This is a genomic window from Pseudoclavibacter sp. 8L (assembly GCF_902506465.1).
In the GTDB taxonomy this organism is placed as follows: domain Bacteria; phylum Actinomycetota; class Actinomycetes; order Actinomycetales; family Microbacteriaceae; genus Pseudoclavibacter.
This window is the reverse complement of sequence record NZ_LR733186.1, coordinates 1,122,435-1,148,124: the sequence shown is the minus strand read 5'-3', so window position 1 is coordinate 1,148,124 and position 25,690 is coordinate 1,122,435. Positions and strand designations below refer to the sequence as shown.

General features: G+C 68.8%; 23 protein-coding genes. 11 read left to right on the top strand and 12 right to left on the bottom strand.

Annotation, left to right across the window (positions count from 1 at the left end; translation table 11 throughout):
- Positions 1-30: 30 nt before the first annotated feature.
- Positions 31-1,080, bottom strand: coding sequence for a lipoyl protein ligase domain-containing protein (locus tag GV007_RS12045; protein ID WP_160072867.1), 1,050 nt, complete (start codon positions 1,078-1,080; stop codon positions 31-33).
- Between the two features lie 921 nt (positions 1,081-2,001).
- Here GV007_RS12045 and GV007_RS12040 point away from each other — a divergent pair.
- The 3 genes from GV007_RS12040 to GV007_RS12030 all read left to right on the top strand — a co-directional run bounded on the left by GV007_RS12040 (position 2,002) and on the right by GV007_RS12030 (position 6,032).
- Positions 2,002-3,273, top strand: a complete 1,272-nt coding sequence (locus GV007_RS12040) for an aspartate kinase (protein WP_104243220.1) — start codon at positions 2,002-2,004, stop codon at positions 3,271-3,273.
- Between the two features lie 25 nt (positions 3,274-3,298).
- Positions 3,299-4,351 (top strand): aspartate-semialdehyde dehydrogenase, encoded by a 1,053-nt coding sequence (locus GV007_RS12035; protein WP_160072865.1) that lies wholly within the window; start codon positions 3,299-3,301, stop codon positions 4,349-4,351.
- Positions 4,352-4,541: 190 nt separating this feature from the next.
- The gene (locus GV007_RS12030) at positions 4,542-6,032 is read left to right on the top strand and encodes a malate:quinone oxidoreductase (protein WP_160072863.1); all 1,491 of its coding nucleotides are present in this window, start codon (positions 4,542-4,544) and stop codon (positions 6,030-6,032) included.
- A gap of 79 nt (positions 6,033-6,111) precedes the next feature.
- Here the strand turns inward: GV007_RS12030 and GV007_RS12025 are convergent, their stop codons facing one another.
- The gene (locus tag GV007_RS12025; protein ID WP_160072861.1) at positions 6,112-7,356 is read right to left on the bottom strand and encodes an APC family permease; all 1,245 of its coding nucleotides are present in this window, start codon (positions 7,354-7,356) and stop codon (positions 6,112-6,114) included.
- A 101-nt stretch (positions 7,357-7,457) separates the two neighbouring features.
- Here GV007_RS12025 and GV007_RS12020 point away from each other — a divergent pair, with 101 nt between their 5' ends.
- Both GV007_RS12020 and GV007_RS12015 read left to right on the top strand, forming a co-directional pair.
- Positions 7,458-7,967, top strand: coding sequence for a GNAT family N-acetyltransferase (locus GV007_RS12020; RefSeq protein ID WP_160072859.1), 510 nt, complete (start codon positions 7,458-7,460; stop codon positions 7,965-7,967).
- 92 nt (positions 7,968-8,059) lie between these two features.
- Positions 8,060-8,662 (top strand): thymidine kinase, encoded by a 603-nt coding sequence (locus tag GV007_RS12015; RefSeq protein ID WP_104299734.1) that lies wholly within the window; start codon positions 8,060-8,062, stop codon positions 8,660-8,662.
- 52 nt (positions 8,663-8,714) lie between these two features.
- Here GV007_RS12015 and GV007_RS12010 read toward each other — a convergent pair whose 3' ends face one another.
- A complete protein-coding gene (locus tag GV007_RS12010; RefSeq protein WP_160072857.1) occupies positions 8,715-9,740 on the bottom strand; it encodes a methionine synthase in 1,026 nt (341 codons plus the stop codon).
- Positions 9,741-9,760: 20 nt separating this feature from the next.
- Positions 9,761-10,753 (bottom strand): DUF1852 domain-containing protein, encoded by a 993-nt coding sequence (locus GV007_RS12005; RefSeq protein ID WP_160072855.1) that lies wholly within the window; start codon positions 10,751-10,753, stop codon positions 9,761-9,763.
- Positions 10,754-10,874: 121 nt separating this feature from the next.
- On the opposite strand from GV007_RS12005, the gene GV007_RS12000 reads away from it, so the two are divergent.
- A complete protein-coding gene (locus GV007_RS12000) occupies positions 10,875-11,816 on the top strand; it encodes a LysR family transcriptional regulator (protein WP_160072853.1) in 942 nt (313 codons plus the stop codon).
- Positions 11,817-11,846: 30 nt separating this feature from the next.
- Here the strand turns inward: GV007_RS12000 and GV007_RS11995 are convergent, their stop codons facing one another.
- Together GV007_RS11995 and GV007_RS11990 are read right to left on the bottom strand one after the other, a co-directional pair.
- A complete protein-coding gene (locus tag GV007_RS11995) occupies positions 11,847-13,481 on the bottom strand; it encodes an amidohydrolase (RefSeq protein WP_160072851.1) in 1,635 nt (544 codons plus the stop codon).
- Positions 13,478-14,740: an MFS transporter gene (locus GV007_RS11990; RefSeq protein ID WP_160072849.1), complete on the bottom strand. Its 1,263-nt coding sequence runs from the start codon at positions 14,738-14,740 to the stop codon at positions 13,478-13,480. Before GV007_RS11990 ends, GV007_RS11995 begins: the two co-directional genes overlap by 4 nt.
- A gap of 206 nt (positions 14,741-14,946) precedes the next feature.
- Between GV007_RS11990 and GV007_RS11985 the strand changes: the two genes are divergently transcribed.
- The 3 genes from GV007_RS11985 (at position 14,947) to GV007_RS11975 (ending at position 18,053) form a co-directional block, all read left to right on the top strand.
- Complete coding sequence (locus GV007_RS11985; protein WP_160072847.1) at positions 14,947-15,558, top strand: TetR/AcrR family transcriptional regulator; 612 nt, start codon at positions 14,947-14,949, stop codon at positions 15,556-15,558.
- Positions 15,559-15,723: 165 nt separating this feature from the next.
- Positions 15,724-16,386 (top strand): hypothetical protein, encoded by a 663-nt coding sequence (locus GV007_RS11980; RefSeq protein WP_160072845.1) that lies wholly within the window; start codon positions 15,724-15,726, stop codon positions 16,384-16,386.
- Positions 16,383-18,053: a polysaccharide deacetylase family protein gene (locus GV007_RS11975; protein ID WP_160072843.1), complete on the top strand. Its 1,671-nt coding sequence runs from the start codon at positions 16,383-16,385 to the stop codon at positions 18,051-18,053. The genes GV007_RS11980 and GV007_RS11975 overlap by 4 nt, the downstream gene beginning before the upstream one ends.
- Positions 18,054-18,091: 38 nt before the next feature.
- On the opposite strand, the gene GV007_RS11970 is transcribed toward GV007_RS11975, so the two are convergent.
- Together GV007_RS11970 and GV007_RS11965 are read right to left on the bottom strand one after the other, a co-directional pair.
- The gene (locus GV007_RS11970) at positions 18,092-18,484 is read right to left on the bottom strand and encodes a DUF1801 domain-containing protein (RefSeq protein ID WP_160072841.1); all 393 of its coding nucleotides are present in this window, start codon (positions 18,482-18,484) and stop codon (positions 18,092-18,094) included.
- 68 nt (positions 18,485-18,552) lie between these two features.
- Complete coding sequence (locus tag GV007_RS11965; protein WP_160072839.1) at positions 18,553-19,335, bottom strand: glucose 1-dehydrogenase; 783 nt, start codon at positions 19,333-19,335, stop codon at positions 18,553-18,555.
- 149 nt (positions 19,336-19,484) lie between these two features.
- On the opposite strand from GV007_RS11965, the gene GV007_RS11960 reads away from it, so the two are divergent.
- A complete protein-coding gene (locus GV007_RS11960; RefSeq protein WP_160072837.1) occupies positions 19,485-20,576 on the top strand; it encodes a glutathione S-transferase family protein in 1,092 nt (363 codons plus the stop codon).
- Positions 20,573-21,085: a mycothiol transferase gene (locus GV007_RS11955; protein ID WP_160072835.1), complete on the top strand. Its 513-nt coding sequence runs from the start codon at positions 20,573-20,575 to the stop codon at positions 21,083-21,085. The genes GV007_RS11960 and GV007_RS11955 overlap by 4 nt, the downstream gene beginning before the upstream one ends.
- Positions 21,086-21,109: 24 nt before the next feature.
- Here the strand turns inward: GV007_RS11955 and GV007_RS11950 are convergent, their stop codons facing one another.
- The 4 genes from GV007_RS11950 to GV007_RS11935 form a co-directional block, all read right to left on the bottom strand.
- On the bottom strand, positions 21,110-22,504 hold the full coding sequence (locus GV007_RS11950) for a sodium/glutamate symporter (RefSeq protein ID WP_201297678.1): 1,395 nt from the start codon (positions 22,502-22,504) through the stop codon (positions 21,110-21,112).
- A gap of 67 nt (positions 22,505-22,571) precedes the next feature.
- Positions 22,572-23,474 (bottom strand): LysR family transcriptional regulator, encoded by a 903-nt coding sequence (locus tag GV007_RS11945; RefSeq protein ID WP_160072833.1) that lies wholly within the window; start codon positions 23,472-23,474, stop codon positions 22,572-22,574.
- Positions 23,471-24,592, bottom strand: coding sequence for an N-methyl-L-tryptophan oxidase (gene solA / locus GV007_RS11940; RefSeq protein WP_160072831.1), 1,122 nt, complete (start codon positions 24,590-24,592; stop codon positions 23,471-23,473). Before solA ends, GV007_RS11945 begins: the two co-directional genes overlap by 4 nt.
- A gap of 93 nt (positions 24,593-24,685) precedes the next feature.
- A complete protein-coding gene (locus GV007_RS11935; RefSeq protein WP_160072829.1) occupies positions 24,686-25,573 on the bottom strand; it encodes an aminoglycoside phosphotransferase family protein in 888 nt (295 codons plus the stop codon).
- Between the last annotated feature and the right edge of the window lie 117 nt (positions 25,574-25,690).

Genomic DNA, 25,690 nt, shown 5'->3' with positions numbered 1-25,690 from the left:
CCCGCAAGCGCACGCGTACGCGTACGCAGGCTACGGAACCCGGTGCGTCCACTCCCGCGAAGCGAACTTCGACTCCGCCAGCTCGCGCGCACGCGCCAGCTCGTCCTCGGTGAGCTCACCCGGCGTGCCCCCGTAGTGCTCCACGAACGTCTGCTTGAAATGGTCGATGATCACCGAACGCTCAAGTCCTGTCTGCGAGCGAAGCGGGCTCACCCGCTTGTTCGCAGACTGCGTGCCCTTGTCGCTCAGCTTCTCCCGGCCGATGCGCAGCACCTCCGTCATGCGGTCGCCGTCGATGTCGTAGCTGAGCGTCGCGTGATGCAGCACCGCACCCGAGCCGAGCCGCTTCTGCGCCGCCCCGCCGATCTTGCCCGACGGGCTCGCGATGTCGTTGAGCGGCTCGTACCTCGCGTTGATGCCCAGGCCGTGCAGCGCATCCAGCACCCACGAGTCGAGGAACGCGTACGACTCCGCGAACGACATGCCATGCACCAGATCGCTCGGAACGTACAGCGAGTACGTCACCACCGACCCGGCCTCCATGAACATGGCCCCGCCGCCCGTGATGCGTCGCACCAGCTGCACCCCGTACTTGTCGAGGTTCTTCTGGTCGACCTCGTTCTTCACCGACTGGAACGAGCCGAGCACGACAGCCGTCTCATCCCACTCCCACAACCGCAGCGTCGCTGGCCGACGACCGGCGCCGACCTCCTCCGTCAGCACCTGGTCGAGCGCGACGTGCTCTCGGGGAGACAGAGGGCCCGGATGCAGGATCTGCCAGTCGTACGCGCGCCAGTCTCTGGCGCCGAGAACGGCACGGCGCACGACGACGCCGACCGCCTCCGGCGTGACACCGAGCAGCGTCGCGTCCTCCCGCAGGCCGTCCCGAACCGCCGCCGAGATGTCCTCCGCCGACGAATCGGCGGCGAGCCCCCGCAGCGCGCTGTTGATGTCGTCGAGCGCCTCATCGGGCTCGAGGAAGAAATCGCCGGCGAGGTGCGGATCGACGATGCGACCGCCCTCCACCTCGAGGTCGACTGTGACGAGCTTCCCGCCAGGAACCTTGTACTCACCGTGCATGAGAGCACTCTACGGCGCTCCGCTCGCACCCGCTCTCCGCCCGCCCGCGCCGGCCTCACCCACCGCCGAAACCGCCGAATGGGTCAGTTTCACCCCTCCGCGGCCCCGAAGACGGGGCGAAAACGCCCCATTCGCTTACACCCCGACCTCCCAGCCCGCGCGGCGCAGAGTTGTGGGCAGATGCGCTTGCGGGCGTTGTCGAGCGCATCCACCCACAACTCTGTCGAGGGGATGGGCAGGTGAGTGGGTGAGTGGGGCTGCGGGTCCCTGAGCGGGTCGGTGCGACGCCGCCCGCGCGGCGCAGAGTTGTGGGCAGATGCGCTTGCGGGCGTTGTCGAGCGCATCCACCCACAACTCTGTCGAGTGACTGGGTGAGTGGGTGAGTGGTGCGGGTGGTTGAGCGGGTCGGCGGGTCCGTGTGTGGGGCGGTGCGACGCCGACCCGCGCGGCGCAGAGTTGTGGGTTGGTGCGCTTGCGCGAGTTGCTAACCGCATCCGCCCACAACTCTGTCGAGGGGATGGGCAGGTGAGTGGGTGAGTGGTGCGGGTGGTTGAGCGGGTCGGTGGGGCTGCGGGTCCCTGAGTGGGGCGGTGCGACGCCGACCCGCGCGGCGCGGAGTTGTGGGTTGGTGCGCTTGCGCGAGTTGCTAACCGCATCCGCCCACAACTCTGTCGAGTGAGTGGAGTACGCGGAGCGCGTGACGCGAGGGACTGGAGTACGTGGAGCCCGTGGCGCGAGCGAGTCGAGCGCGCGGAGCCAGCGAGCGGCGCCGAGCAGTGTCGCCAAGCGGTCACCGCCCCGCAATCAACGGAAACGAACGGCACTCGCGCTAGGAACCGCATGCCCCCGCCGGATAGGATGGGAGCTTGTGGCGCGCGAGCGAGGCTCGACGCGCATCCCGAACCGGAGGAGACACGACACGTGAGTCTGATCGTCCAGAAGTACGGCGGATCATCGGTCGCCGATGCCGAGAGCATCAAGCGAGTAGCCCGTCGAGTCGTCGAGACCCGCCGTGCAGGGAACGACGTGGTCGTGGCTGTCTCCGCCATGGGCGACACGACGGACGACCTCATCGACCTCGCCCACCAGATCGCCACGATTCCGGATGCGCGCGAGTTCGACATGCTCGTCACGACCGGAGAGCGCGTCTCGATGGCACTCCTCGCGATGGCCATCAAGGACCTCGGCATGGATGCCAGGAGCTACACGGGCAGCCAGGCGGGCATGATCACCGACTCCACGCACGGCGATGCCCGAATCGTCGACGTCACCCCGGTGCGCGTGCGCGAAGCGCTCGACGAGGGCGCCATCGCGATCGTCGCCGGCTTCCAGGGCTTCAACCGCGACTCCAAGGACATCACCACGCTCGGGCGCGGAGGATCGGACACGACCGCTGTCGCCCTCGCCGCTGCGCTCGGCGCCGACGTCTGCGAGATCTACACCGATGTCGACGGGGTCTTCTCCGCCGACCCGCGCATCGTGCCCAAGGCGCACAAGCTGAGCTACATCTCGAGCGAGGAGATGCTGGAGCTCGCCGCCTCGGGCGCGAAGGTCCTTCACATCCGCGCGGTCGAGTACGCACGCCGACAGGGAGTCACGCTCCACGTCCGCTCGTCGTTCTCCGACCACGAGGGCACCATCGTCTACAACCCAGACCGGGCAGAGGAGTACGAAGTGGAAGCAGCAATGATCGCGGGTGTCGCCCACGACCTGAGCCAGGCCAAGATCACCATCGCGGGGGTCCCGGATGTGCCAGGCAAGGCGGCTGCGATCTTCACGATCGTCGCCGAGCAGGGCGCGAACATCGACATGATCGTGCAGAACGTGTCCGAGCAGGACACGAAGGTCACCGACATCTCCTTCACGCTGCCCAAGGCTGACGCGCAGCGCGTGCTCGACGCGGTCGCCGCGGAGGGTGAGCAGATCGGCTACGCGTCGCTGCGTCTTACGGAGGACATCGGGAAGATCTCGCTGGTCGGCTCCGGCATGCGCACCAACATAGGCGTGACGGCGAAGCTCTTCACTGCGCTGAAGGATGCTGGCATCAACATCGACATGATCTCCACGTCCGAGATCCGCATCTCGATCATCACGCAGGCCGACCTCGTCACCGAGGCCACCCGTGTCATCCACACCGCCTTCGACCTCGACGGCGACGCCGAGGCAGTCGTCTACGCAGGCACCGGCCGCTGACGCGGCTGAGCAGAAAAGAGCAGTCATGAGCACCAAGTTGAACGTCGCCGTCGTCGGCGCGACCGGTCAGGTCGGCGCCGTCATGCGCACCCTCCTCGAGGAGCGCGACTTCCCCGTCGCGAGCATCCGCTTCTTCGCCTCCGCCCGGTCGGCGGGCACGACCCTCCCATTCCGTGGCGAGGACATCACGGTCGAAGACGTCGCCGTCGCCGACGTGAGCGGCATCGATATCGCGCTCTTCTCCGCGGGCGCGACCACGTCGCGTGCGCAGGCCGAGCGCTTCGCCGCCGCCGGCGCGGTTGTCATCGACAACTCGAGCGCGTGGCGCCGCGACCCCGAGGTGCCGCTGGTCGTCTCCGAGGTCAACCCGGAGGCCATCGTCGCGCCGCCGAAGGGCATCATCGCGAACCCCAACTGCACGACCATGGCCGCGATGCCCGTCCTCAAGGTGCTCCACGAGGCGGCCGGCCTCGAGCGCCTCATCGTGTCGACCTACCAGGCCACGTCTGGCTCCGGCCTCGCGGGTGCCCGTGAGCTCTCCGGTCAGGCCGTCGCCGCGGTCTCGCAGGGCGAGGAGGCGCTCCTCGGGCTCGTGCACGACGGTTCGTCCGTCGAGTTCCCGGCTCCGGACAAGTACGTCGCCCCCATCGCCTTCAACGTGATCCCCCTCGCCGGGTCGGTTGTCGACGACGGCACCGAGGAGACGGACGAAGAGCAGAAGCTGCGCAACGAGAGCCGCAAGATCCTCGGCCTCCCCGAGCTTCGCGTGAGCGGAACGTGCGTTCGCGTCCCCGTCTTCACGGGCCACTCGCTGTCGATCAACGCCGAGTTCGCCGACGCGCTCACGCCTGACCGTGCGCGCGAGCTGCTCGCTGCGGCGCCCGGCGTCGCGCTGGTGGACGTACCCACGCCGCAGCAGGCTGCCGGCGCCGATCCGAGCCTCGTCGGCCGCATCCGCCAGGACCAGTCGGTCGACGGCAACCGCGGTCTCGCGCTGTTCATCTCGAACGACAACCTCCGCAAGGGCGCAGCGCTCAACGCGGTGCAGATCGCCGAGCTCGTCGCCGCCAAGGCCTGACAGCCGCCTGTTCCACGGAGAACGGACGCCCTCTCGGGGGCGTCCGTTCTTGCGTCTGGTGCCGAGAATGCCGCGGCGAAACACGCCCGCGGCGGCCATCGCATTCGAAAACGGCAAAAAGCCCCGAATGTGACGACCGACGGGCATCCTCGAAGCGGACGTGCATCTGCCTCGGACGTAGACTGTCTCGGTGACTGATTCACAGAAGATCTACGACGTCGTTCTGATCGGCGGGGGCATCATGAGTGCCACCCTCGGCTCGCTTCTCAACAAGCTTGAGCCGGAGTGGAGCATCAAGGTCATCGAGCGACTCGACGGGCTCGCTCAGGAGAGCTCGAGCCCGTGGAACAACGCTGGGACTGGGCACGCGGCGCTCTGCGAGCTCAACTACACGCCTGAGAAGGACGGCGTCATCGACGCGTCCAAGGCGATCCAGATCAACGAGCAGTTCCAGGTGTCTCGGCAGTTCTGGGCCTCGCTCGTCGAGGCGGGCGAGCTGCCCGAGCCGTCTGGGTTCATCAACTCCGTGCCGCACATGACGTTCGTTCGGGGTGCCGAGAACGTCGAGTTCCTGCGTCGCCGCTTCGAGCTGCTCAAGACCGAGCCGCTCTTCTCGACGATGGAGTTCTCTGACGACCTCGAGGTCATCAAGGCATGGGCGCCGTCGCTCGTCGAGGGGCGTCCGTCGGGCGAGAAGGTCGCCGCAACGCGCGTCGCCGCCGGAACCGACGTCGACTTCGGTGCGCTGACGCACAAGCTCGTGCAGGGTCTTGTCGACCGGGGCGCCGTGCTGCGCCTCAACACCGAGGTCATCGCGCTGCGCCAGCAGCGGGACGGCATCTGGCAGATCGCGACGCAGCAGCGTGCCGGTGAGCAGAAGGGCCGCAAGAACGTCACCCGTGCGCGCTTCGTGTTCGTCGGGGCAGGCGGCGGCGCACTTCCGCTGCTGCAGAAGTCGGGCATCGACGAGATCAAGGGCTACGGCGGTTTCCCCATCTCCGGCCAGTTCCTGCGCACCGACAACCCGGAGGTTGTCGAGAAGCACCTCGCGAAGGTCTACGGCAAGGCATCCGTCGGCGCCCCGCCAATGTCGGTGCCGCACCTCGACACTCGTGTCGTCGACGGCAAGCCGGCCCTCATGTTCGGGCCGTATGCGGGCTTCAGCCCCAAGTACCTGAAGACGGGCAGCTACCTCGACCTCGTCAAGTCGCTGCGCCCGCACAACCTCATCCCGATGCTCGCGGTCGCGAAGGACAACTTCGACCTCGTCACCTACCTCGTCGGCCAGGTGCTCGCGAGCAAGGACAAGAAGTTCGAGCAGCTGCAGGAGTTCTTCCCGGAGGCGAACGCCGCCGACTGGCGCCTCATCACGGCGGGGCAGCGCGTGCAGGTCATGAAGAAGGACCCGAAGCGCGGCGGCATCCTGCAGATGGGCACGGAGGTCGTGGCCAAGAAGGACGGCTCGATCGCGGGTCTGCTCGGGGCATCCCCCGGAGCGTCCGTCGCCGTGCCGGTCATGATCGACCTGCTCGGCCGCTGCTACCCGCAGAAGAAGGCCGAATGGGCCCCGAAGCTCGAGGCGCTCGTGCCGAGCCTCGGCACCGACGTCAACGATTCGGCCGAGCTCGCCGACTCGACGCAGGCGGCCAGCGCGAAGGCCCTCGAGCTCAACGCGCACTAGGCCACGCGCTCGGGCAACTCCGAGGCAGCCAGCGCACGCCACCGAAGCCGTTCCGCACCCGCGGGGCGGCTTCGCTGCGTCAGCCGTGGTTCGATCGGCGGCGCAGCGCGAGGCGGACGGCGACGCCCACGAGGAAGACTCCGAGCGCCGACGCCAGCGCGAGCGGGGGCAGCGTCACGACGAGCACGACGCAGCCGATGGCGCCGAGCGCTGAGACGGCGCGCGCAACGGTGCGGTGTTCCCTCGCCTGGGTGAGGGCGCTGAGATTCGCGACCAGGTAGTAGACGAGCACTCCAGCGCTGGAGAACCCGATGACCTCGCGGATGTCGCCCACGCAGATCAGCAGCGCGGCGCCGGCTGCGACGGCGAGCACCGCGACCCGGGGCACCGAGGTTGATGGATGCTGGCGCGCCAGCGGGCCGGGCAGCTCGCGTCGTCTGCCCATGGCCATCGCCGTGCGGGAGCTCCCAGCCAGCACGGCCGAGAGTGCCCCGATCGAGGCAACCGCGGCAAGGATGCCGACCGCGACCTGGAGGCCGGGCTGGGTCTCGACGAGGGCTGCTATCGGAGCCGGCGTCAGCGCGAGCCTGCCCGGGCCGAGCGTTGCGAGGAGCGCCCATCCGAGCGTCGCCAGGATGACGCTCACGATGAGGAAGGACAGCAGCATCGCCCTTGGCACGGTGCGCCGCGGATCGCGGACCTCCTCGGAGAGCGTCGCGACGCGGGCGTAGCCGGCGAAGGCGAAGAAGAGGATGCCAGAGCCCTGCAGGACGCCGCTGGCCGAGACCTGGGCATCGCTTCCGGACGCGGAGCCGAAGAGCGGCGGCGAGAGCTGCGCCGTCACCAGGACTGCGACAAGCCCGACGATCACGACGCCGGCGATGATCGTCGCGATGGTCGCTGTTCTCGTGATGCCGAACATCCCGGCGGCGGTGACGGCGAGCAGCACGGCGAGTGCGACCGGCCGCGCGAACGGCTCAGGCACGAGGTATGCGGCGGCTGTGATGGCCATGGCCGCGACCGAGGCCGTCTTGCCGATCACGAAGCCCCAGCCGGCGAGGAAGCCGGGCCACTCGCCGAGCTGCTCGCGCCCGTAGAGGTACACGCCACCGGCTCCTGGATGCTGACGCGCGAGCTGCGCGGTCGATGCTGCGTTGCTCGCGGCGACGACCAGCGCGACCCCGAGGCTGAGCAGCATCCAGCTGCCGGCAGCCTGGGCCGCCGGGGCGAACGCGGAGAAGACGCCGGCGCCGAGCATGGCGGAGACGCCGATCGCCGTCGCGCCGACCGTGCCGACCTTCCTCGGCTCCGCCGTCTGCTGCATCCGCCCGCCTCCCCGCTCCTGTGCGCATCGCCTGTTCGCCTGGTCGTCAGGCCGACGATAGGGGCCGTCGGTGAACGCCACACTGCGGGTACGCTCAGGCGATGACCTCAGCTCCGTTCACGATTCGCGCGACGACGCCAGACGACTGGCACGAGGTGCGGGAGATCCGGCTCGAGATGCTTCAGGACACTCCGCTTGCCTACACGGAGACCCTCGAGGAGGCGCTCGGGCACGACGAGGCGGAGTGGCGGCGGAGGGGCGCGCGGGGCGATGCCGCCAACGGCATCTCGCTCGTCGCGGTGCTCGACGACGGCCGCTGGGTCGGCACCATGGGATGCGTCTCCTTCCGAGATGAGCCGTGGCCGATGCTCGTCAGCGTGTACGTGGCGGGCGCCTTCCGCGGGACCGCGGCCGGGGTGACGGATGCGCTGCTCGCCGAGGTCGAGGCGTGGGCCAGCTCGCGGGCATCCGGGCTCATGCTGCACGTGCACGAGGACAACGCGCGGGCGAGGGCCGCGTACGAGCGGCGCGGCTTCGTCGCGACCGGCTCGACCATCCCCTACCCGCTCGATCGGCGGCAGCGGGAGCTGGAGATGGTCAAGCGGCTCTGAACTGTCGCATCCCGCGAACGGTGTCACGAGGTGGGCGGATGCGCGCCCTGCGGGTACGATCGACCGGGCTCAGCCCTGAAACGAGGAGGACCATGGCCAAGCTGTACTTCCGCTACGGGGCGATGAACTCGGGCAAGTCGACGGCGCTGCTGCAGGCGGCGTTCAACTACGAGGAGCGCGGGCACCGGGTGGTGCTCGCGAAGCCGGCGATCGACACGAAGGTCGAGGGGGAGATCTCGTCGCGCCTCGGCATGACGAGGGGCGTCGAGATCCTCGTGGGTGTCGAGGACAGCCCCCGGGAGCAGCTGGCGGCGCTGGTCGCTGACGGTCAGCCGATTTCGTGCCTGCTCGTCGACGAGGCCCAGTTCCTGACGACCTGGCAGGTCGATGAGCTGCTGCGCATCGCCGTGCTCGACGGCATCCCGGTGCTCGCGTACGGCATCCGCACCGACTTCCAGACCATCGCGTTCCCCGGGAGCCAGCGGCTGCTCGAGATCGCGCACTCGCTCGAGGAGCTCAAGACTATCTGCCGCTGCGGGCGCAAGGCGATCTTCAACGGTCGCCGCGTCGCCGGCGAGTTCGTGTTCGACGGCGGCCAGGTCGCGATCGACCAGGGCGAGGTCAGCTACGAGTCGATGTGCGGCAACTGCTACCTCGAGGCGTCGCACGGACGACTCGGGGCGGGGCGCCTGTAGGTCGTCTCCGACCGGCGCACCCGCCCCGATGGTCCCGCTCAGGCGGAGATGATCAGCTGAGCTCCGCGCGAAGGATCGCAGCTCCCGCAGAGAGCGCGCTCAGCTTGCCGTAGGCGATGTCTCGCGGCAGGGGAGCCATGCCGCAGTTCGTGCTCGCGATGAGCTTGTCCGCATCCACGAACTGGAGCGCCTTGCGGAGGGTGTCGGCGACCTCGTCCGGGGTCTCGATCTCTTCGCTCGCCACGTCGATGGCGCCGAGCATGACCTTCTTGCCGCGGATGAGCTCGATGAGATCCATGGGCACGTGCGAGTGCTGGCTCTCGAGGGAGACGATGTCGATGGACGACTGCTGGATGAGCGGGAACGTCTTCTCGTACTGACGCCACTCCGCCCCGAGGGTGGCCTTCCAGTCGTTGTTCGCCTTGATGCCGTAGCCGTAGCAGATGTGCACCACCGTCTCAGCGCCAAGGCCCTCCGCGGCACGCTCGAGAGCTGCGACGCCCCAGTCCTGAACGTCGTCGAAGAAGACGTTGAAGGCGGGCTCGTCGAACTGGATGATGTCGACTCCGGCGGCCTCGAGCTCCTTGGCCTCCTGGTTGAGGATCGTCGCGAACTCCCACGCGAGCTTCTCGCGGCTCTTGTAGTGGCGGTCGGAGAGGGTGTCGATCATCGTCATTGGGCCGGGGAGCGCCCACTTGATCTTCTGGTCGGTCTGCTGGCGCAGGAACTTGGCATCCTCGACGAAGACGGGCTGCTTGCGGCTCACGGCTCCGACGACGGTGGGCACGCTCGCGTCGTAGCGGTCGCGGATGCGGACCGTCTCGCGGTTCTCGAAGTCGACGCCCTCGAGGTGCTCGATGAAGGTCGTGACGAAGTGCTGGCGGGTCTGCTCACCGTCGCTGATGATGTCGACGCCGCGATTGCGCTGTTCCTGGACGGCGATGCGAAGCGCATCCTGCTTGCCCTCGACGAGCGCCGCGCCCTCGAGCTCCCAGGGTGACCAGAGGACTTCTGGCTTCGCGAGCCAGGACGGCTTGGGTAGGCTGCCGACGCTTGCGACGGGGAGGAGTGTGTTCATGTTCGTCGATCCTTCTGGGGTCATCGAGCGGAGACGGCGTAGCCGGCGGCCCAGGCGTCGAGCACGTCGCCGTGCGGCTTCACGAAGTGCTCCTGGGTGTAGCGGCCCTGGGTGATGGCGAGCTGGCTGCGCTCTTCGCGGTCGTAGGCGATCTCGGTGCGGGAGAAGTCCTGCTGGTCGAGTGTGGGGCTGTAGATGTTCGCGGCGGCGGAGTTGGCGTTGTAGATCTCGGGGCGGTAGATCTTCTGGAACGCCTCCATCGTGCTGATCGTGCCGATGAGCTCGAGCGTGGAGTAGTCGCTGAGCAGGTCGCCGCGGAAGTAGAACGCGAGCGGGGCGACGCTGCCTGGGGGCATGAAGTAGCGGACCTGCAGCCCCATCTTGCCGAAGTACTGGTCGGTCAGCGAGTACTCGTCCTGCCGGTACTCGACGCCGAGGACGGGATGGTGGTTGTCGGTGCGCGTGTACGTCTTGCTCGTCGAGACGCTGATGCAGATGACGGGCGACTTCGGGAACCGCGCCTGGTAGGCGGCCGAGTCGAGGAAGTGCTGGAACAGCTTGCCGTGGAGCTCGCCGAAGCCGTCTGGCAGGGAGAAGCCGCCCCCGCCCGCGTTTGCCGACGGCAGCAGCACGCTGAAGTCGTAGTCGCGGAGGTAGGAGGAGAAGTTGTTGCCGACGATGCCCTGGTGGTGCTCGCCCGTCGACTGGTCGACGATCCCGATGTCGAGGACCTCGAGCAGCGGGAACTCGCGGTCGTCGCCTTCGTCGTCGAACTGCAGCGACGCGGAGATGATGTCGAGCTCGAGCGTGTAACGGTCGCCGGTCGGGTTGTCCCAGCGGGCGAGGTCGTTGAAGCGGCGGTCGATCATCGTCAGCGCGTTGCGGAGGTTCTGCTGACGGTGCTCGCCGCGGGCCAGGTTGGCGAAGTTCGTGGTGATGCGGGAGCTCTCCGACGGCGCGTAGTGCTCGTCGAAGCGGGTGGTGGTGATGTTGAACGTGATGTCGTTCGCCATGTGAGGCCTATCCGGGAGTCGAGAGGCCGGTCGGCCTGTGGGCGTGGATGCGTCCATTGTGCAGGCGATTCGCGGCCATCGAGTAATTCGACGCAACTATGCGTCACTATAGGCTTCGGCTATGACTCGGCGATCGAACGGCGTGACTCTGCAGCAGCTGCACTACTTCGTAGAGGTCGCCGCCGAACGGTCGATCAGCGCCGCCGCCGACATGCTGTTCGTCGCCCAGCCGACGATGTCCGCGGCGATGAAGGATCTCGAGACCCGGGTGGGCCGGGCGCTCCTCGTCCGCTCTGCCCGCGGCGTCTCGCTCACGACCGACGGGACGGAGTTCCTGCGCTACGCGAAGCAGGTCGTCGAGCAGGTGGAGCTGCTCGAGCAGCGCTACCTCGGTCGCCCGCCTTCGCGTCGCCTGCTCGGGGTGTCCGCGCAGCACTACTCGTTCGCGGTCGACGCGTTCGTCCGCATGGTCAAGGGCACCGGGGCGGCCGAGTACGAGTTCTCGCTGCGCGAGACCCGCACGTGGGACATCATCGAGGACGTGCGCACGCTCCGCAGCGAGCTGGGGCTCCTCTACAGGAACGAGTTCAACCGGAACGTCATCGACAAGCTGCTGCGGGAGTCGGGCCTCGCGTTCCACACGCTGTTCCTCGCGGAGCCGCACATCTTCGTCTCCCGGAGGAACCCGCTCGCGTCGAAGGCGCGAGCGACCCTCGACGATCTCGCCGGCCTGCCTCGGCTCACCTTCGACCAGGGGGCGAACAACTCCTTCTACTTCGCCGAGGAGATCCTCTCCACGCTGTCGAGCAATCAGGAGATCCGCGTCTCCGATCGCGCGACGATCTTCAACCTCATGATCGGCCTCGACGGCTACACGATCTCGACGGGCATCATCAGCGACGACCTCGACCCGGGCATCGTCGCCGTTCCGCTCGACGTGGATGAGCGCATCGAGATCGGCTGGATCGGCCACTCCGCGATCCCCCTCACCGCTCAGGCGCAGCGGTACCTCGACGAGGTACGGGCGGTTGTCGCGGAGGCGGGGGTTGAGCTGCTCGGGTAGGGATGACGCGTCCGCGGTCGCGCCACGACCTCACGCCTCGAACGTCACCCGCCCGCCGACGACGGTCAACAGCGTCCGAGTCGTGAGCAGGCTCGCGGCGGGCTCGGTGAGCACGTCGGTGTCGACGACCGTGAAGTCGGCGGCGGAGCCCTCTCGAATCTCACCGCGCCAGCTCGCGTCGCCGACGGAGGCGGCTGCGTCCCGCGTCGCGTGGAGCAGTGCGCGCTCGATCGGCACGGTGCGGTCGAGGCGAGTCGCCGAGTAGCTCGGGTCGAGGGCAGACTCGCGGGTGGCCGCGATGTAGAGGTTGGCGAGCGGACCGTACGGGGCGGTTGGCGCATCCGTCGAGAAGGCCAGCGTGGCCTTGGCGTCCTCGTACTCGTGCCAGGCGAAGCCCCGCTCGACTCGGTCGTCGTCGAGCTGCGCGATCCAGTTGCCGAGCACCGCCGGATCAGCGTGCACGGGCTGCATGGATGCCGTCACCCCGAGGGCCGCCATGCGCTCGGCGGTGCCGGGTGCCGCGTACTCGAGGTGCTCGATCCGGTGACGGCGCGGAAGCTCGCCGTTGGCCTCGAACGCATGCTCGAGTGCATGCAGCGCCATGCTGCTCGCCGCGTCTCCGATGGCGTGCATCGCGATCTGCAGGCCGGCCGCATCCGCCGCCGCGACCACGGGGAGCAGTCGGTCCTCCGGCCAGATGGCATCGGCGTTCGACCCGTCGGCGTACGGCGTGCTCATTGCCGCCGTGCAGGCGTCGATCGTGCCGTCGAGGATGAGCTTGATGCCGACCACGCGCAACCAGGGCGAGGCATGCTGAGCCGAGAGCTCCCCGGCACGCGCGACCTGCGCCAGGTTCTGCGCGTCGTCGTCGGTATTGGAGACGAGCCAGTGCGCCGCCACCCGCAGGGGGAGGGTGCCGCCCCGTCGGTCCGCCGCGCGTCGGAGTGCGTCGAGCGCGACCTCGTTGAGCGCCATATCGACGACCCCCGTCACGCCGACTGCGCTGTACGCGGCGAGCACGCGCTCGACGGCGACGTCTCGGTCGGCGTCGGTCATCGCGGCGTCACGCTGCGCCCACGCATACTCGACCGCGGCCGTCTCGAACAGCATGCCGTTCGGCTCCCCATCCGCATCCCGCCCGATGCGGCCACCACTCGGATCAGGGGTGTCGCGGGTGATGCCGAGCTCCCGCAGGGCCGCGCTGTTGACCCAGCAGGAGTGGTAGTCGTTCGCGTCAAGGTACACGGGCACATCGGCCACCACCTCATCGATCATCGCCGCCGTCGGGGCGCCGCCCGGGATCGAATCGAACAGCCAGCCGCGACCCCGCAGGACGCGGGCATCAGGGTCCGCGGCGCGGGCCTCTGCCAGGAGGCGCTGGATCTCACCGAGGTTGCGGGCATCCGTGAGCCCCACCTGCCCGAGAGCCTCGCCCATCATCACGAGGTGCGTGTGCGCATCGGTGATCCCGGGGAGCACAAGCTGCCCGCCCAGGTCGACCGTCGCGTCCGGATGCGCGGTGAAAGCTCGCGCGCCGGCCTCGTCGCCGATAAACGCGAACACCTCGTCGCGCACCAAGAACGCCGTCGGGGCGGGTGCATCCGCTGCGGTCCCGGATGAGGCGCCCTGGAAGACGCGGGCATTCGAGTACAGGGTGGTGGTCATGCGTTGGCCTCCGTGAGGATCGGGGTGGAACGTTCGGTGCGGGTCGAGATGGCGGCGATGATGCCGGTGGGGACTGCCAGGACGAAGCTCGTGATGCCGAGCGCGAGCGTGAACCCCTGCGCGCCGAGCATCTCGCTGAGGCTGGCCCCGACGAGGGGAGTGAGAGCCGAGCCGACGAGATAGACGGACAGGAGCGGGCCGGACCAGCGGCCCCGAGCATCCAGCGCTGCCGCCGTCGAGAGGAAGTACATGTACGCGACGGCGTAGATGGAGTTCCAGGCGATGAACGCCACGATGAGCGCCGCCTCGTCGGTGAGCGTGCCCTGCACGATCTTGAGGATGCCGCCGAGCACCAGCAGGACGACGAGGGGCACGGCCCGGCCGAGGCGGTTGCCGACGGCCATGAGCGCAAGCGAGCCGAGGAGGCCTCCCGCGGTGGCGCCGGAGAGCGCGATGCCGAGCCCCTCCGGAGTCAGGCCGCTCGTCTCGGCACCGATGACGCCGATCATCGCCCAAAGCGAGTCCTCGCTGACTGCCCAGAGCGCGAAGACGACCAGGAGGCCGAAACCGCTCACCGTGAGCAGGCGCGACGACGCGGCGCTCTGCGTGCGGATCGCGCCGGTCGGCGGGATCTCGATCGGCATCGCCTCGCCCGTCGCGGCGCCAGCTGTTCCGAGTGCGGCATCCGCATCGAGCAGGGGAACGCGGGGGAGCCACCTCGTCATGACCAGGCCGATAGCCGAGAAGAGCGCGAGCGAGCCGAAGACGTTGAGCGGCGCGAGCCCGAGCAGGGGCAGGGTCGCGAGGACGATCGAGATGACGCCTCGGTTCGTGAAGCCGTTCCAGCCGGCAACGCGGTCCAGGTTGCGGAACGACGCCATCGCCGCTCCGGCCGAGGCGACCGCTCCGCCGGCGCCGATGCCGCCGACGAGTAGGCCGGGGATCGTGAGCGACGGCACGAGGGCGGCGGCGAGGAAACCGAGCGTCGCGACGGCGAGACCGATGCGGGCCACCTGATGGCGTCGCGCGCCCGCGCAGAGGCCGGCGGCGGCGAGGCCGGCGACCGCGGTCAGGAGGAGCGTGCCCGTGACGAGCCAGCTCGCGGCGAGCACGTCGAGGTCGACCGCCGTCTGTGCCGCGGTGATCATGTACGGCGACAGGTTCACGGCCAGATAGCCGGCGATCGCGATGGCGAACGTCGCAGAGGCCGGCGCGAGGCGCAGGGGCACCCGCGTGCTGAGTTCGGCTGCAGTGGTCATGGGGCTCCATGGGTCTGGGTTCTCGGCGTGCGTCCTGCTGCTGCGAACAGGTTCCGGCGCGACGTGCGTTTGGCGAACACCATTCGCCAGCGAATGGTGTTCGCTAGTATGCACGGAGACGGGGCCGAGCGGAAGGCATCCGGAGCATTTTCCTCGAATAACACGACGGGGAGGCCAACACGCGTGCACGAGGGAAGGGGCGAGCCATGGAGGGACGCAGGATCGTCGGGCTCACGCCGGCCCGCATCGCTGACGCCGGGCTGCAGCTCGTCGAAGCGGGCGAGCCGTTCGGCGTCAACGCCATCGCGCGCAAGCTCGAGGTGCGCCCCTCCTCGCTCTACAAGCACGTCTCGGGGCTCGACGACATCGTCGAGCTCATGCGCGGCCGTCTCGTGGATCGCTACCGGGCAACGCCGGAGCAGCGGACATGGGACCAGTACGTCGAGGAGGTCGTGCGGCTCCAGCGGCGCATGTACGCCGACCACCCGGCGCTGCTGCCGTTCCTCATCGGGAAGACCATCACGAGCCCCTCGGTGATCGAGTCCTACGACGACCTCGCCGTCGCGCTGCAGGCTGGGGGCTTCCCCGACGACGACATCGTCACGCTCATCGGCATGATCGACGCGTTCGCGCTCGGCTTCGGCCTCGAACTGGCGTCGCCGGAGCAGGTCTGGCAGCCGGATGCGCCGACTCGGCTCTTCGGGAGGCTCCTCGCCGACTCCAAGTCGGGTCCCGAGCGCATCGAGCGCTCGTTCGAGCTCGGACTCGCGGTCCTGCTGGCAGCGCTGCGCGAACGTATCCCGCGCGCCCAGGGCTGAGTTGTGGTCGCTCTCGCGCCCCGCAAGCAACCGTAAGTCAGCCCTGGGCGAGGGTGATTTCTCCTCGGGCGGGGAGAGTCCGCGTCTCGGTGGGGCAGAATTTCCGTCGAGTCAGTAGCCTGGTGGCATCCGCCCGCTACCCCCCCCCTCAGCCCGGAGCCCACGATGACGTTCTCGCACGGTGCCGCTCCCGAGCGCACACGCAGCAGCCCTTGGCTGTACGTCGTGCTCGGCGTCGTTCTCGTTGCCGCGCTCGCGGTGCTCGGCTTCTTCTTCGGCGGCGCACTGCTCACGCAGGCCACGAGCCGCGCCACGGAGGCCGACGAGACGGTCACGGTCGGCAGCGACGAGTCGGCCGTCGCGGTCGTCGCGCCGGTCGGGTGGGTCATCGTGCCCCACTACTTCGGCACCGACGTCGTGACGCTCCGCAGTCCGGACGCGCGCCTCGAGATCACCCTCCAAGTGCCGTCCCAGCCCCAGTCGATGGTGGATGCGTCCGAAATCGCGGCAGGAGAAGCGAGCGAGGCGCTTGTCGAGGACGGGCTGATGCCAGAGGGCGCCATGGCCGCCGAGGCTGGCGGCCTCTTCTGGATCGACGAGGCGCCGAAGGAGGGGCTCTCCGTGCGTCACGCGAGCTACGAGTACGGGCAGGCTGCCGCAGAAGGACAGGGAGCTCCCGGCGTGATGGTCGGCTCCGCGGCGATCGCAAGCGCGGGCGCCACCACGCCGAACGCTGCAGTGCGCTTCAGCGCCAGCGCCGACGACCTCGACCGCTACCGGCCGGCCATCGCCCAGATCCTCGAGAGCATCGGCGGGCCGGTCGCGTGACCCGCAGTCGATGGCGCTCGCGGCAGTCCAGCACGCAGCCTCGCCCTCTGCGGCGCCTGCTCGCCGTCGCGATGCTCGCGATTGCGACCCTCGCGCTCTCGGCGTGCGCCCCTGCTCCCGACCTGGCCTGGCAGCCGCCCGTTCGCGCGGCCGTGACGAGCTTCGACGAGGTCGCCGGTGACGTCGCCGGCGCGGAAGCCGGTGCCACGCCCCTCGACCACTACCGCATCCGCGACTCGGCACCCGCCGTCGACGCGAGGTGGACGGAGGTGCCAGGGCAGGCCGAGCTGAACTCACGCATCCGCTCCCTGGTCGTCGACACGGTCGGCGCCTTCGCAACGAGGCTCGGCACCGTGTACGAGCCGGAGGCCGCAGCGGCGGGAGCCGGGCTCGGAAGTCGCGGCTGCGAGGCGGGTTCCAGCGGCGTGCCGGCTGCGGAGGTGCTCGCTCAAGGCGGCGCCACCGATGGTGAGGCGATGGTCATCACGTGCGAGATCGTCGTCGCAAGCGGCAGCGAGTTCGGCGAGCGCGTCCGGGTCGTCGAGGGAACCGCAGGAGCAGCGCCGGCAATCACCCGCGACGAGAGCTTCGTCTTCTTCGCCGACACCGCGACGGCGCAGCAAGCGGGTGGCGTCGACGTCATCACGGCGGACGCGGCGCTGGCCATCTGGAACGAGCTCGTGCTCGCCGCGCGGCGAGAGCTCGGCGCCCTCTGGGATACGCAGGTCGCGGCGCCGAGCGACATCAACGCGGCCGTGCTCGCGCAGGGCTTCGCCGACGTCACGCCCACCCCGGACGGTGGACTGCGGATCGGCATCCCCGCGGGCCTCCTTACCCCTGAGATGGACGTATCCGGCGGTGCGAACGCAGTTCCTCCCGTCTCTCCTGACGGCGAGACCACGCTCGTCGTCGGAGAGCCGATCTCGCACCGCTTCCCGAGCATCCACATCGGTGCGGAGGCGGCATCCCCCATGCTCACCGACCTCGGCCGAGAGCTCGTCGCCGCGTCGGCGACCCCGCAACCGCTCGTCGCCGGCCAGCGGCCGCTCGCCGGTGACCGCCAGGTCGACTGCACGCTGTTCCCGTGTGTCGCCCTGACCTTCGACGACGGGCCCGCGCCGATCACGGAGACGCTCCTCGGGCAGCTGCGGGAGCATGACGCGACCGCGACCTTCTTCCTCGTCGGCCCCAACGTGCAGCGGCACCCTGAGATCGCGAGGCAGATCGACGACGACGGCCACCAGCTCGGCAACCACTCGTGGACGCATCCGCAGTTCACGACCCTCGACGACAAGAAGATCGAGGAAGAGGTGAAGAAGACCAACGACGCCATCGCCGCCGCGACCGGAGAACGGCCGAGTGTCTTCAGGCCTCCATACGGCGACCTCGACGCCCGGGTTCTCACGAAGCTCGGCATGCCGGCCATCCTGTGGGACATCGACACGCTCGACTGGGAGGGGCCGCCCCATGAGACTCTTGTCGACCGCGGCGCGAACGAGGCAGAGGCCGGGTCGATCATCCTCATGCACGACATCCACGACTCGACCGTCGACGCGGTGCCCGAGATTCTCACGGGCCTCCACGACCGGGGGTTCGTGCTCGTGACGATCGACCAGATCTTCGGTGGCGCCCCCGCGGCGGGCAACAGCTACACGTCAGCCCGGTAGCTCAGGGGTGCGAGGCCAAGACAGCTCCGCCAAGATAGCTAGAGCTCGACCTGCGCGGCCCAGGCCCTCACGAGCTCGCCGAGTGCGCCCCGCGCATCTTCGAACTCAGCCAGGCTCGCGAACGAGGCGACAGCGCGGTTGCGGCCCGGCCACGTGAGCAGCTTCGAGCGGTCGTCGACGACGATCTCCGGGTGCTCTGGCTTCACCTTCGCGCCCGTGTGCAGGACGAGCTGCACGGCCTTCGGGCGTCGGAGATTGAGGGTCGCGAAGTCGTCGGCGACCTCGTAGTTCGCCGATTTCCACTTGAGGCTCTCGACGACGTCGGGATGCGCGTCGAGCAGCAGCTCGCGCAGGCCGACCGCCACATCCCGCAGCGGATGCTCGAGCTCGGCGAAGAGCGCATCGACATCCGGCGACGGGGCAGCGGTCATGCCGCCAGCGTAGACCCGTGGTCCGCCGGCGGCTCGACTCGCTGCACTGCTCGGGCTCGGAGCGCCGGTCAGTACTTCGCCGACTGGCCGCCGTCGATGGGAACGACAGCCGCGTTGATGTAGCTCGCGTCGTCCGACAGGAGGAACGCGACGACCGCGGCGATCTCCTCGGGCTGCCCGTAGCGCTTCGTGGGATTGATCTGGATGAACTGCTCTGCGGCCTGCTTCGGGTTCTCCGCGTCGAGCTGGCGCATGGAGTTCTCGACCATGGGCGTCCAGATCGCGCCGGGCGCGATGGCGTTGACGCGCACGCCGAACTGCCCGTACTCGACGGCCGAGTTGCGGGTGAGGCCGACGACGCCGTGCTTTGCGGCAGCGTAGCCTGACTGGTTTCCGACGCCACGGATGCCGCCGACGGAGGCCGTGTTCACGACGAAGCCGGAGCCCTGCCTGCGCATGACCTTGAGTACCTTCTCGAGGCCGAGGAAGACTCCGCGGAGGTTGATGGAGACGACCCGCTCGAACTCGTCTGCGCCGAAGTCCTCGGTGAGGTTCTGGCGGCCTTCGATGCCGGCGTTGTTGAAGAAGCCGTCGATGCGGCCGAAGCGCTCGAGGGTGGCGGCGACGTACGCGTCGGTGTCGGCCTCGCTGGAGACGTCCGCGGTCGTCGTGAAGACCTCGGCGTCAGGCGCGGCCTCGAGGATGGCCGCCTTGCTCGCTTCGAGGCCCTGCTCCGAGATGTCGACGAGTGCGAGCTTTCCGCCCTCGCTCGCGACGCGGACCGCGGTGGCGCGGCCGAGGCCGGATCCTCCGCCGGTGATCAGAACGACTTTGTCGGTGAACCGAGACATGCTTCTCCTTCGTTGCGGTGCATCGCCCGGCAGTCGCAGGACAACACTCTAGTTATGTCGTGGCCTAGTGAATTTATTCCCGTAAGGCCTCCGCGACGGGCCCGACTCGCCCCCAGCGAGCATCCACATCCGCTTCCTAGGATTGCCCCATGACTCAGGCGACGCAGGACGCACGACCAGACGGCGAAGAAGCGGCAGAGCAGGGCGTGTACTCGAAGGCGGGGCAGCCCTTCGACCGCGACACCAACTACATCGGCGACCGCATCACGAAGGATGCCCGCTCGGTCGGCGAGGGCATCCAGACCTGGCCCGTCGAAGCCGGACGCTACCGGCTCGTCGTCGCCCGCGCCTGCCCGTGGGCGCACCGCTCGACCATCGTCCGCCGACTCCTCGGCCTCGAGGACGCCATCTCGATGGGCATCTGCGGACCCGTGCACGACAAGCGCTCGTGGACCTTCGACAAGGACCCAGGCGAGCTCGACCCGGTGCTCGGCATCCCGCGCATCCAGGATGCCTACCTGAAGCGATTCCCCGACTACCCCCGCGGCATCACCGTGCCCGCCATCGTCGACGTGCCGAGCGGCGGCGTCGTGACGAACGACTACCCGTGGATCACCCTCGACTTCTCGACCGAGTGGACCGAGTTCCACCGCGACGGCGCCCCCGAGCTCTACCCGGAGGCGCTGCGCGACGAGATGGACGCCGTCATGAAGCACATCTACACCGAGATCAACAACGGCGTCTACCGGTGCGGCTTCGCGGGATCGCAGGAGGCCTACGACGAGGCCTACGACCGGCTCTTCACGGCGCTCGACATCGTCTCGGAGCGCCTCGAGACACGTCGCTACCTCATGGGCGACACCATCACCGAGGCCGACGTGCGCCTCTACACGACGCTCGCTCGCTTCGACGCCGTCTACCACGGCCACTTCAAGTGCAACCGGCAGAAGCTGAGCGAGATGCCGGTGCTCTGGGCCTATGCGCGCGACCTCTTCCAGACTCCCGGCTTCGGCGACACGACCGACTTCGTCGACATCAAGCGCCACTACTACGAGGTGCACCGAGACATCAACCCGAGCGGCATCGTCCCCGCCGGCCCGGAGCTCCACAACTGGAAGCTGCCGCACTTCCGCGAGCAGCTCGGCGGATCGCCGTTCGGCGACGGCACCCCTCCAGGGCCGAACCCCGAGCCCATCGAGGCTGCCCACGACCTCGTGCGCCTCGGACGCTCGCGCGCATGAGCGGCGACACGATCGGCGTGCTCGACGACTTCGCGAGCCGCCCCGTCGAGGCCGCCGAGCGCCTCGCGGGCGAGCTGAGCGCCGAGGCCCTCAACGCGCATCCGGGCGGCCACGACAACTCGATCGCCTGGCTGCTCTGGCACACGGCGCGCGAGATCGACGTGCAGCTCACGGGCCTCTCCGGCGTTCCCGAGGTCTGGTCGGCTGAGGGCTTCGACGCCCGCTTCGGCCTCGGCGAGCTCGGCGACTCGGTCGGCTACGGGCACTCGACGGCCCAGGCGCGCGCCGTCATCGTCGACGACGCCACGCTGCTGCTCGACTACCTGCGCGCGGCGACGGATGCACTGCGCACCTACATCCGCTCGCTCAGCCCGGATGTGCTCGGCGACATCATCGACGAACAATGGGACCCGCCAGTCACACGCGCCGCCCGCATCGTCAGCATCATCGACGACGCGGCCCAGCACGTCGGCCAGGCCGCGTACGCCGCGGGCATCCTGCGGGGTTGATACCCGCCGGCTCGGGCTCGAGCCCTACTTCGAGCTCGAGCCGCCGCCGACCGCGGCCGTTGCGCTCGACTCCCCGCCGGCGCTTCCCGGCGCCTTCCGCCCCGTGAAGATCACGATGGCCGCGCCGATCGCCGCGACGATCGCGATCGCGCCCCAGATGCCGACAGCGGCCCACGCGGCGCCGCCGATCACCAGCAACGGCACGAAGGTGATGGCCGCCACCTCGACCGGCACGACCGGCAGGTAGGCGATCGAGAAGTCCTCCAGCGTGCGCGACTTCATGCGCGGGTCCACGATGCGAAGCAGGGCGATGCCCGTCGCGACGGCGCCCGTCGCCCACCCCCAGGTGAACAGCTGGCGCTCGAACCAGCCATCCTGCATGAGCCGCGGCGCCGCGAAGAAGCCGAGGAACAGGCAGAACGCGAGCCCCACGAGGAAGAGGATGAGCAAGGCGAGCCAGTTGTCGGCCACGATGCTCGGCACGATGGAGACCATGCCGCACACGACGAGGACGTCGGTGGCGGCGCCCGAGATGGAGCGCAGCGAGTCGGGGTCGATGTACTTGCGCGTCTTCGAGGCGGCCATGAGCCCCCGCAGGACGAGGCCGACGATGAACGCGATCGAGAAGAGCGGGAACGTCACAGCGGGGAGCAGCTCGCCCAGCAGCAGGTTGATGCCGTAGGCGCCGGCGGAGACGCCGGCGACGATCGCCGCCTGGAACGCGAGCGACTCGATCGTTCCACCGGAGAAGGTGTGCGTGCCGATCGAGGGGCGCGTCTTGATCTGATCGAGCACGCCCGTGCGCAGGTCCTCCGGCATGCTCTTCATGCCGGCGAACTCCTTCGCGTGGCCGCGCATCGCACCGATCTTCGCCTGGATGATGCCACCGACCACGCCGACGAGCATGCCGACGGTCGCCGCCGTGAACGCGATCGACTGCACCTCCGGCTGGCCCGCATCCGCGAACACCGCCCCGATCGCCGCGGCCGAGCCGAAGCCGCCCGCCCAGCCTGCGAAGAGCATGAGGCCGATGCTGTCAGGAGCCCCGAGCAGGGGGCCGAGGAGCACGAGCACGAGCACCAGGCCGATGACGACCTGCAGCGAGTACATGAGCACGCCGTAGGCGGCGAACCCCGCGACGTTGCGGCCGATCTTGAAGATGTTGAAGTCGTCGGTAAGCGCGAGGCACGCGAACACGAGGACGATGAGCAGCGAGCCGTACGTGCCCAGCTGGTCGGAGAAGGGAAGGAACCCGAGCCCGTTCGGACCGAGCAGCAAGCCGAGCGCACCGGCGATGACCGAAGCGGGGATCATCATCGTCTGCAGCGGTTTGATCTTCGCCCTCGCGAGGGTGCCGATGATCAGGAGCATGCCGATGATGCCGGCATCGACGAGGAGAGCTTGAGGCGTGTACTCCACGAGAACTCATTTCTGTGCGTTGGGGATCGTGAATCCGGTCGGCGGTGACCGGGAGGCAGGGATGGGGTCAGCGGATGAGCGAGTTCTGCGACGCCCAGCCGTGAAGCGCCGAGGTGATCGGTCCGAGCAGGCCGAGCGGGTCGCCCGCCGCGACGCGGACCGCCAGCGGATAGGAGTACTCCGCGTCCCGCAGGTCACGGAACGCCACCCCCGGCCAGGGGTGCAGGGCGAGCGACTGCGGCACGAGCGCGATGCCGAGCCTGGCGCTGACGAGACCGAGGATGGCCTGCTCGTTCGTGACGCGCGCGGCAATTCGGAGCGGGTGGCCGGAACGGAGGAACGCGCTCGCCGTCAGGTCGAAGGCGAGCGGCGCGCGCCCGCGATCGAAGAGCACAAGCGGGAAGTCGCGGAGCTGCTCGGCCGAGACGACCTGCTGCGCTGTCAGTTCATGGTCGGCCGCCACCGCGACGCAGAGGCGTTCGCGGAAGGCGACCGCGTGCCGGTCACTGTCCGGCGAGAGGTCCCGGAGCAGCGCCACGTCGAGGTCTCCGTCGTCGACTGCCCTGCTCAGGTCCGTGGTGCCGCCGTCGGAGACCGTGACGGCGTATGGCGACAGCGGTTCGGCGCGGAGCAGTGTCGGCAGCGCGCTGGAGAACATGGAGCTGATCGACCCGAGGCGCAGCACCCGTTTCGCGCGTTCCTCGGTGGCCGTCGACGCGAGGTGCTGAAGACCCTCTGCTCGGCGCCGAATCTCGACCGCCTCCGGGTACAGCGCCTCTGCGGCCGGCGTCGGGACGACGTCACGGCCGCCGCGTTCGAACAGGGCGACACCCAGCTGCGCTTCAAGGGCCGCGACCGCCTGGCTCACGGGTGACTGCGCGAGTCCGAGTCGCTTCGCGGCTCGGGTGAAGCTGCGCTCCGTGTAGACGGCGACGAAGCAGCGCAGCTGCTTGAGGCTGATCTCGCTCATGCGCTGAACCGCAGCGGCGCGAAGGGGGAGATGTCGAACTCGGGCGTGCGGCCCAAGGCGGTGTCGGCGAGGATGTCGCCGAAGACCGGGGTGAACTTGAAGCCGTGGCCCGAGTATCCGGTGCCGACCGTGATGCGCTCGCTGATCCTCCCGATGATCGGGGTCTTGTCGAACGTGAAGAGGTCTGCGTGCACGGAGTGCTTGGCTATCGCGTCGGGCAGGCCGGGGATGAGCGTGTGGATGTCGCGCGAGATCTTGGCTCGCTCGGCGACGCTCAGTCGGCGATCGAGCTGTTCTGGAGCGTCGATGTCGCCCCACTTCGCGTCGTAGCCGGCCTTGACGAGCGAGCCGTCGAGGGTGGGGACGCCGAAGATGTGCACGTTGCCGTGGTCTCGGATGAACGCGGGGAACACCTCGGGTGCGAAGTCGTGGGGGTTCTCTGGCGCGAACCAGGTGAGCGCGATGGGCTTGATCGTCAGATGCGGCGCGAGTGCGGGGAGGAGGCGTGGGGTCCAGATCCCAGCCGATACGATGACCTGCTTCGCGCTCAGCGTGCCCTCCGCCGTGGTGACGCGCACCGAGCCTGCGGTCTCCTCGATCGAGAGCACCGGCGTGCTTCCGCGTAGCTCGGCGCCCGCGGCGGTCGCGCGGCGTTGGATCTCGGTGACGGCCGATTCGGGTCTGAGAGCACCGCCGAGCTCGTCGAGCACTGCTATCTCGTCGGTCAGCTGCTCATGCTGCGGGTAGCGGCTCCGGAGTTCCGCCGTCGACAGGGCCGCGTGCGGGATGTCGGCTTGGGCGAGGGAGTGGCGTACCTGCTCGAGGCGAGGGTCGTCTGGCGAGCCGATCGAGAGCACGCCCGTCGACTGGAAGATGGGTGCCCGGCTCTCCTCGGCCAACTCGAGCCAGGCATGGCGGGCCGCGATGAGGAGCGGCACATAGTGGGACCCCTCGTGGTAGGCCGCGCGGAAGAGGCGGCTCTCGCCCGAGTAGGCCCCGTCGTCATGGACGAGGGTCTGCGCCTCGAGGCCGAGCACGCTCGCGCCGTTGCAGGCCAGGTTCCAGGCCGCGTACGAGCCGGCAGCTCCGAGTCCGATGACCACAACGTCTGCATCCATCACATGATCATGCGCCGTCCGAAACTCAAACGCAAGACTTAAACCAGATTGAAGTTGTCATTGGATAGATAAAAAACAGCTGAGAAAGATGTCTCAGATGTCCGACAGCGCCTTCGCGATCGCGAGGTGCAGGGTCACGAGTGTCGGCCACCCCTCTTCCGAGACCTGGTGGGCGTTCAGGATGGCGTGCGCGATGCACCATTCCCTGGCGTCGTCGAGATCGATGCCGGCCTCACCGCTGATCAGCTCGACCCGGCTGCGTACCTCCGCGTGCATGAGCGCGCCGCCCCGGTAGTCCTCGACGCGAGTTCGCAGCGCCGGGTACACCTCGAATCCTGCGGGACCCGCGACGGGCTTCGGGTCGATGGCGAGCCACGGCTCCCGCTCGGCGGCGAGCACGTTCCCGTAGTGCAGATCCAGGTGGAGCAGCGTCGGCTCGTAGGGACGCGCGTCGAAAGTGTCAAGGGCGCGGTCGACCCACCGGCGAGGCACGGACGACGGATGCGCCCGCAGCGGCGCGATCCAGTCGCGCGCCTCGATACGGAAATCCGGCACCGAGTGCGGGGGTGCGACGTGGAGGCGTCGCAGGAGGCCGCCGATCACGAGGCACGCATCGTCGGTCTCGACCGAATGCAGATCGATCTCCGCGTGCAAGGGCTCGAGGAGCAGCGCGAAGTCCGATGGATGCGCCGCCACGAGCCGCACGATGCCCGCGCCGTTCCAGTGGCGAAGCCCGAGATGCTCGACGGCTGCCTCCCGATGGGGCCAGCTGAGTTTCAGGACCTGCGGCTGCCCGTGACGAGCTACCGGCAGCACGATCGCGTTATGGCCGTTGTGAGCCGCACCGGTGATGGTCAGCTCCCACGCGTCGAGGCGCTCGTCGATGAGAGACGGCAGTCGGCGGAGCCACTCATCGCCGTCCACCCCGAGGTCGGCGGGGCGGCCCGTGAGGCGACGGACGAGGTCTTCTGGGATCAGCACGATGGCCACATTGAGGGCATCCGCCGAAAGTACACCATCGCGTCCCGGCGCGTTCCTCACGTGGTAGGGCGCGGACGCGGTCGCAATTGCATGCACGAAAAAGGCCTGAGCTTGCAA

What these genes read in the sequence shown, in the direction of transcription:
- GV007_RS12045 (WP_160072867.1), bottom strand. Translation starts at nt 1,080, where the DNA reads ATGCACGGTGAGTACAAGGTTCCTGGCGGGAAGCTCGTCACAGTCGAC.
- GV007_RS12035 (WP_160072865.1), top strand. Translation starts at nt 3,299, where the DNA reads ATGAGCACCAAGTTGAACGTCGCCGTCGTCGGCGCGACCGGTCAGGTC.
- GV007_RS12025 (WP_160072861.1), bottom strand. Translation starts at nt 7,356, where the DNA reads ATGCAGCAGACGGCGGAGCCGAGGAAGGTCGGCACGGTCGGCGCGACG.
- GV007_RS12020 (WP_160072859.1), top strand. Translation starts at nt 7,458, where the DNA reads ATGACCTCAGCTCCGTTCACGATTCGCGCGACGACGCCAGACGACTGG.
- GV007_RS12015 (WP_104299734.1), top strand. Translation starts at nt 8,060, where the DNA reads ATGGCCAAGCTGTACTTCCGCTACGGGGCGATGAACTCGGGCAAGTCG.
- GV007_RS12010 (WP_160072857.1), bottom strand. Translation starts at nt 9,740, where the DNA reads ATGAACACACTCCTCCCCGTCGCAAGCGTCGGCAGCCTACCCAAGCCG.
- GV007_RS12005 (WP_160072855.1), bottom strand. Translation starts at nt 10,753, where the DNA reads ATGGCGAACGACATCACGTTCAACATCACCACCACCCGCTTCGACGAG.
- GV007_RS12000 (WP_160072853.1), top strand. Translation starts at nt 10,875, where the DNA reads ATGACTCGGCGATCGAACGGCGTGACTCTGCAGCAGCTGCACTACTTC.
- GV007_RS11995 (WP_160072851.1), bottom strand. Translation starts at nt 13,481, where the DNA reads ATGACCACCACCCTGTACTCGAATGCCCGCGTCTTCCAGGGCGCCTCA.
- GV007_RS11990 (WP_160072849.1), bottom strand. Translation starts at nt 14,740, where the DNA reads ATGACCACTGCAGCCGAACTCAGCACGCGGGTGCCCCTGCGCCTCGCG.
- GV007_RS11985 (WP_160072847.1), top strand. Translation starts at nt 14,947, where the DNA reads ATGGAGGGACGCAGGATCGTCGGGCTCACGCCGGCCCGCATCGCTGAC.
- GV007_RS11980 (WP_160072845.1), top strand. Translation starts at nt 15,724, where the DNA reads ATGACGTTCTCGCACGGTGCCGCTCCCGAGCGCACACGCAGCAGCCCT.
- GV007_RS11970 (WP_160072841.1), bottom strand. Translation starts at nt 18,484, where the DNA reads ATGACCGCTGCCCCGTCGCCGGATGTCGATGCGCTCTTCGCCGAGCTC.
- GV007_RS11965 (WP_160072839.1), bottom strand. Translation starts at nt 19,335, where the DNA reads ATGTCTCGGTTCACCGACAAAGTCGTTCTGATCACCGGCGGAGGATCC.
- GV007_RS11960 (WP_160072837.1), top strand. Translation starts at nt 19,485, where the DNA reads ATGACTCAGGCGACGCAGGACGCACGACCAGACGGCGAAGAAGCGGCA.
- GV007_RS11955 (WP_160072835.1), top strand. Translation starts at nt 20,573, where the DNA reads ATGAGCGGCGACACGATCGGCGTGCTCGACGACTTCGCGAGCCGCCCC.
- GV007_RS11945 (WP_160072833.1), bottom strand. Translation starts at nt 23,474, where the DNA reads ATGAGCGAGATCAGCCTCAAGCAGCTGCGCTGCTTCGTCGCCGTCTAC.
- solA (WP_160072831.1), bottom strand. Translation starts at nt 24,592, where the DNA reads ATGGATGCAGACGTTGTGGTCATCGGACTCGGAGCTGCCGGCTCGTAC.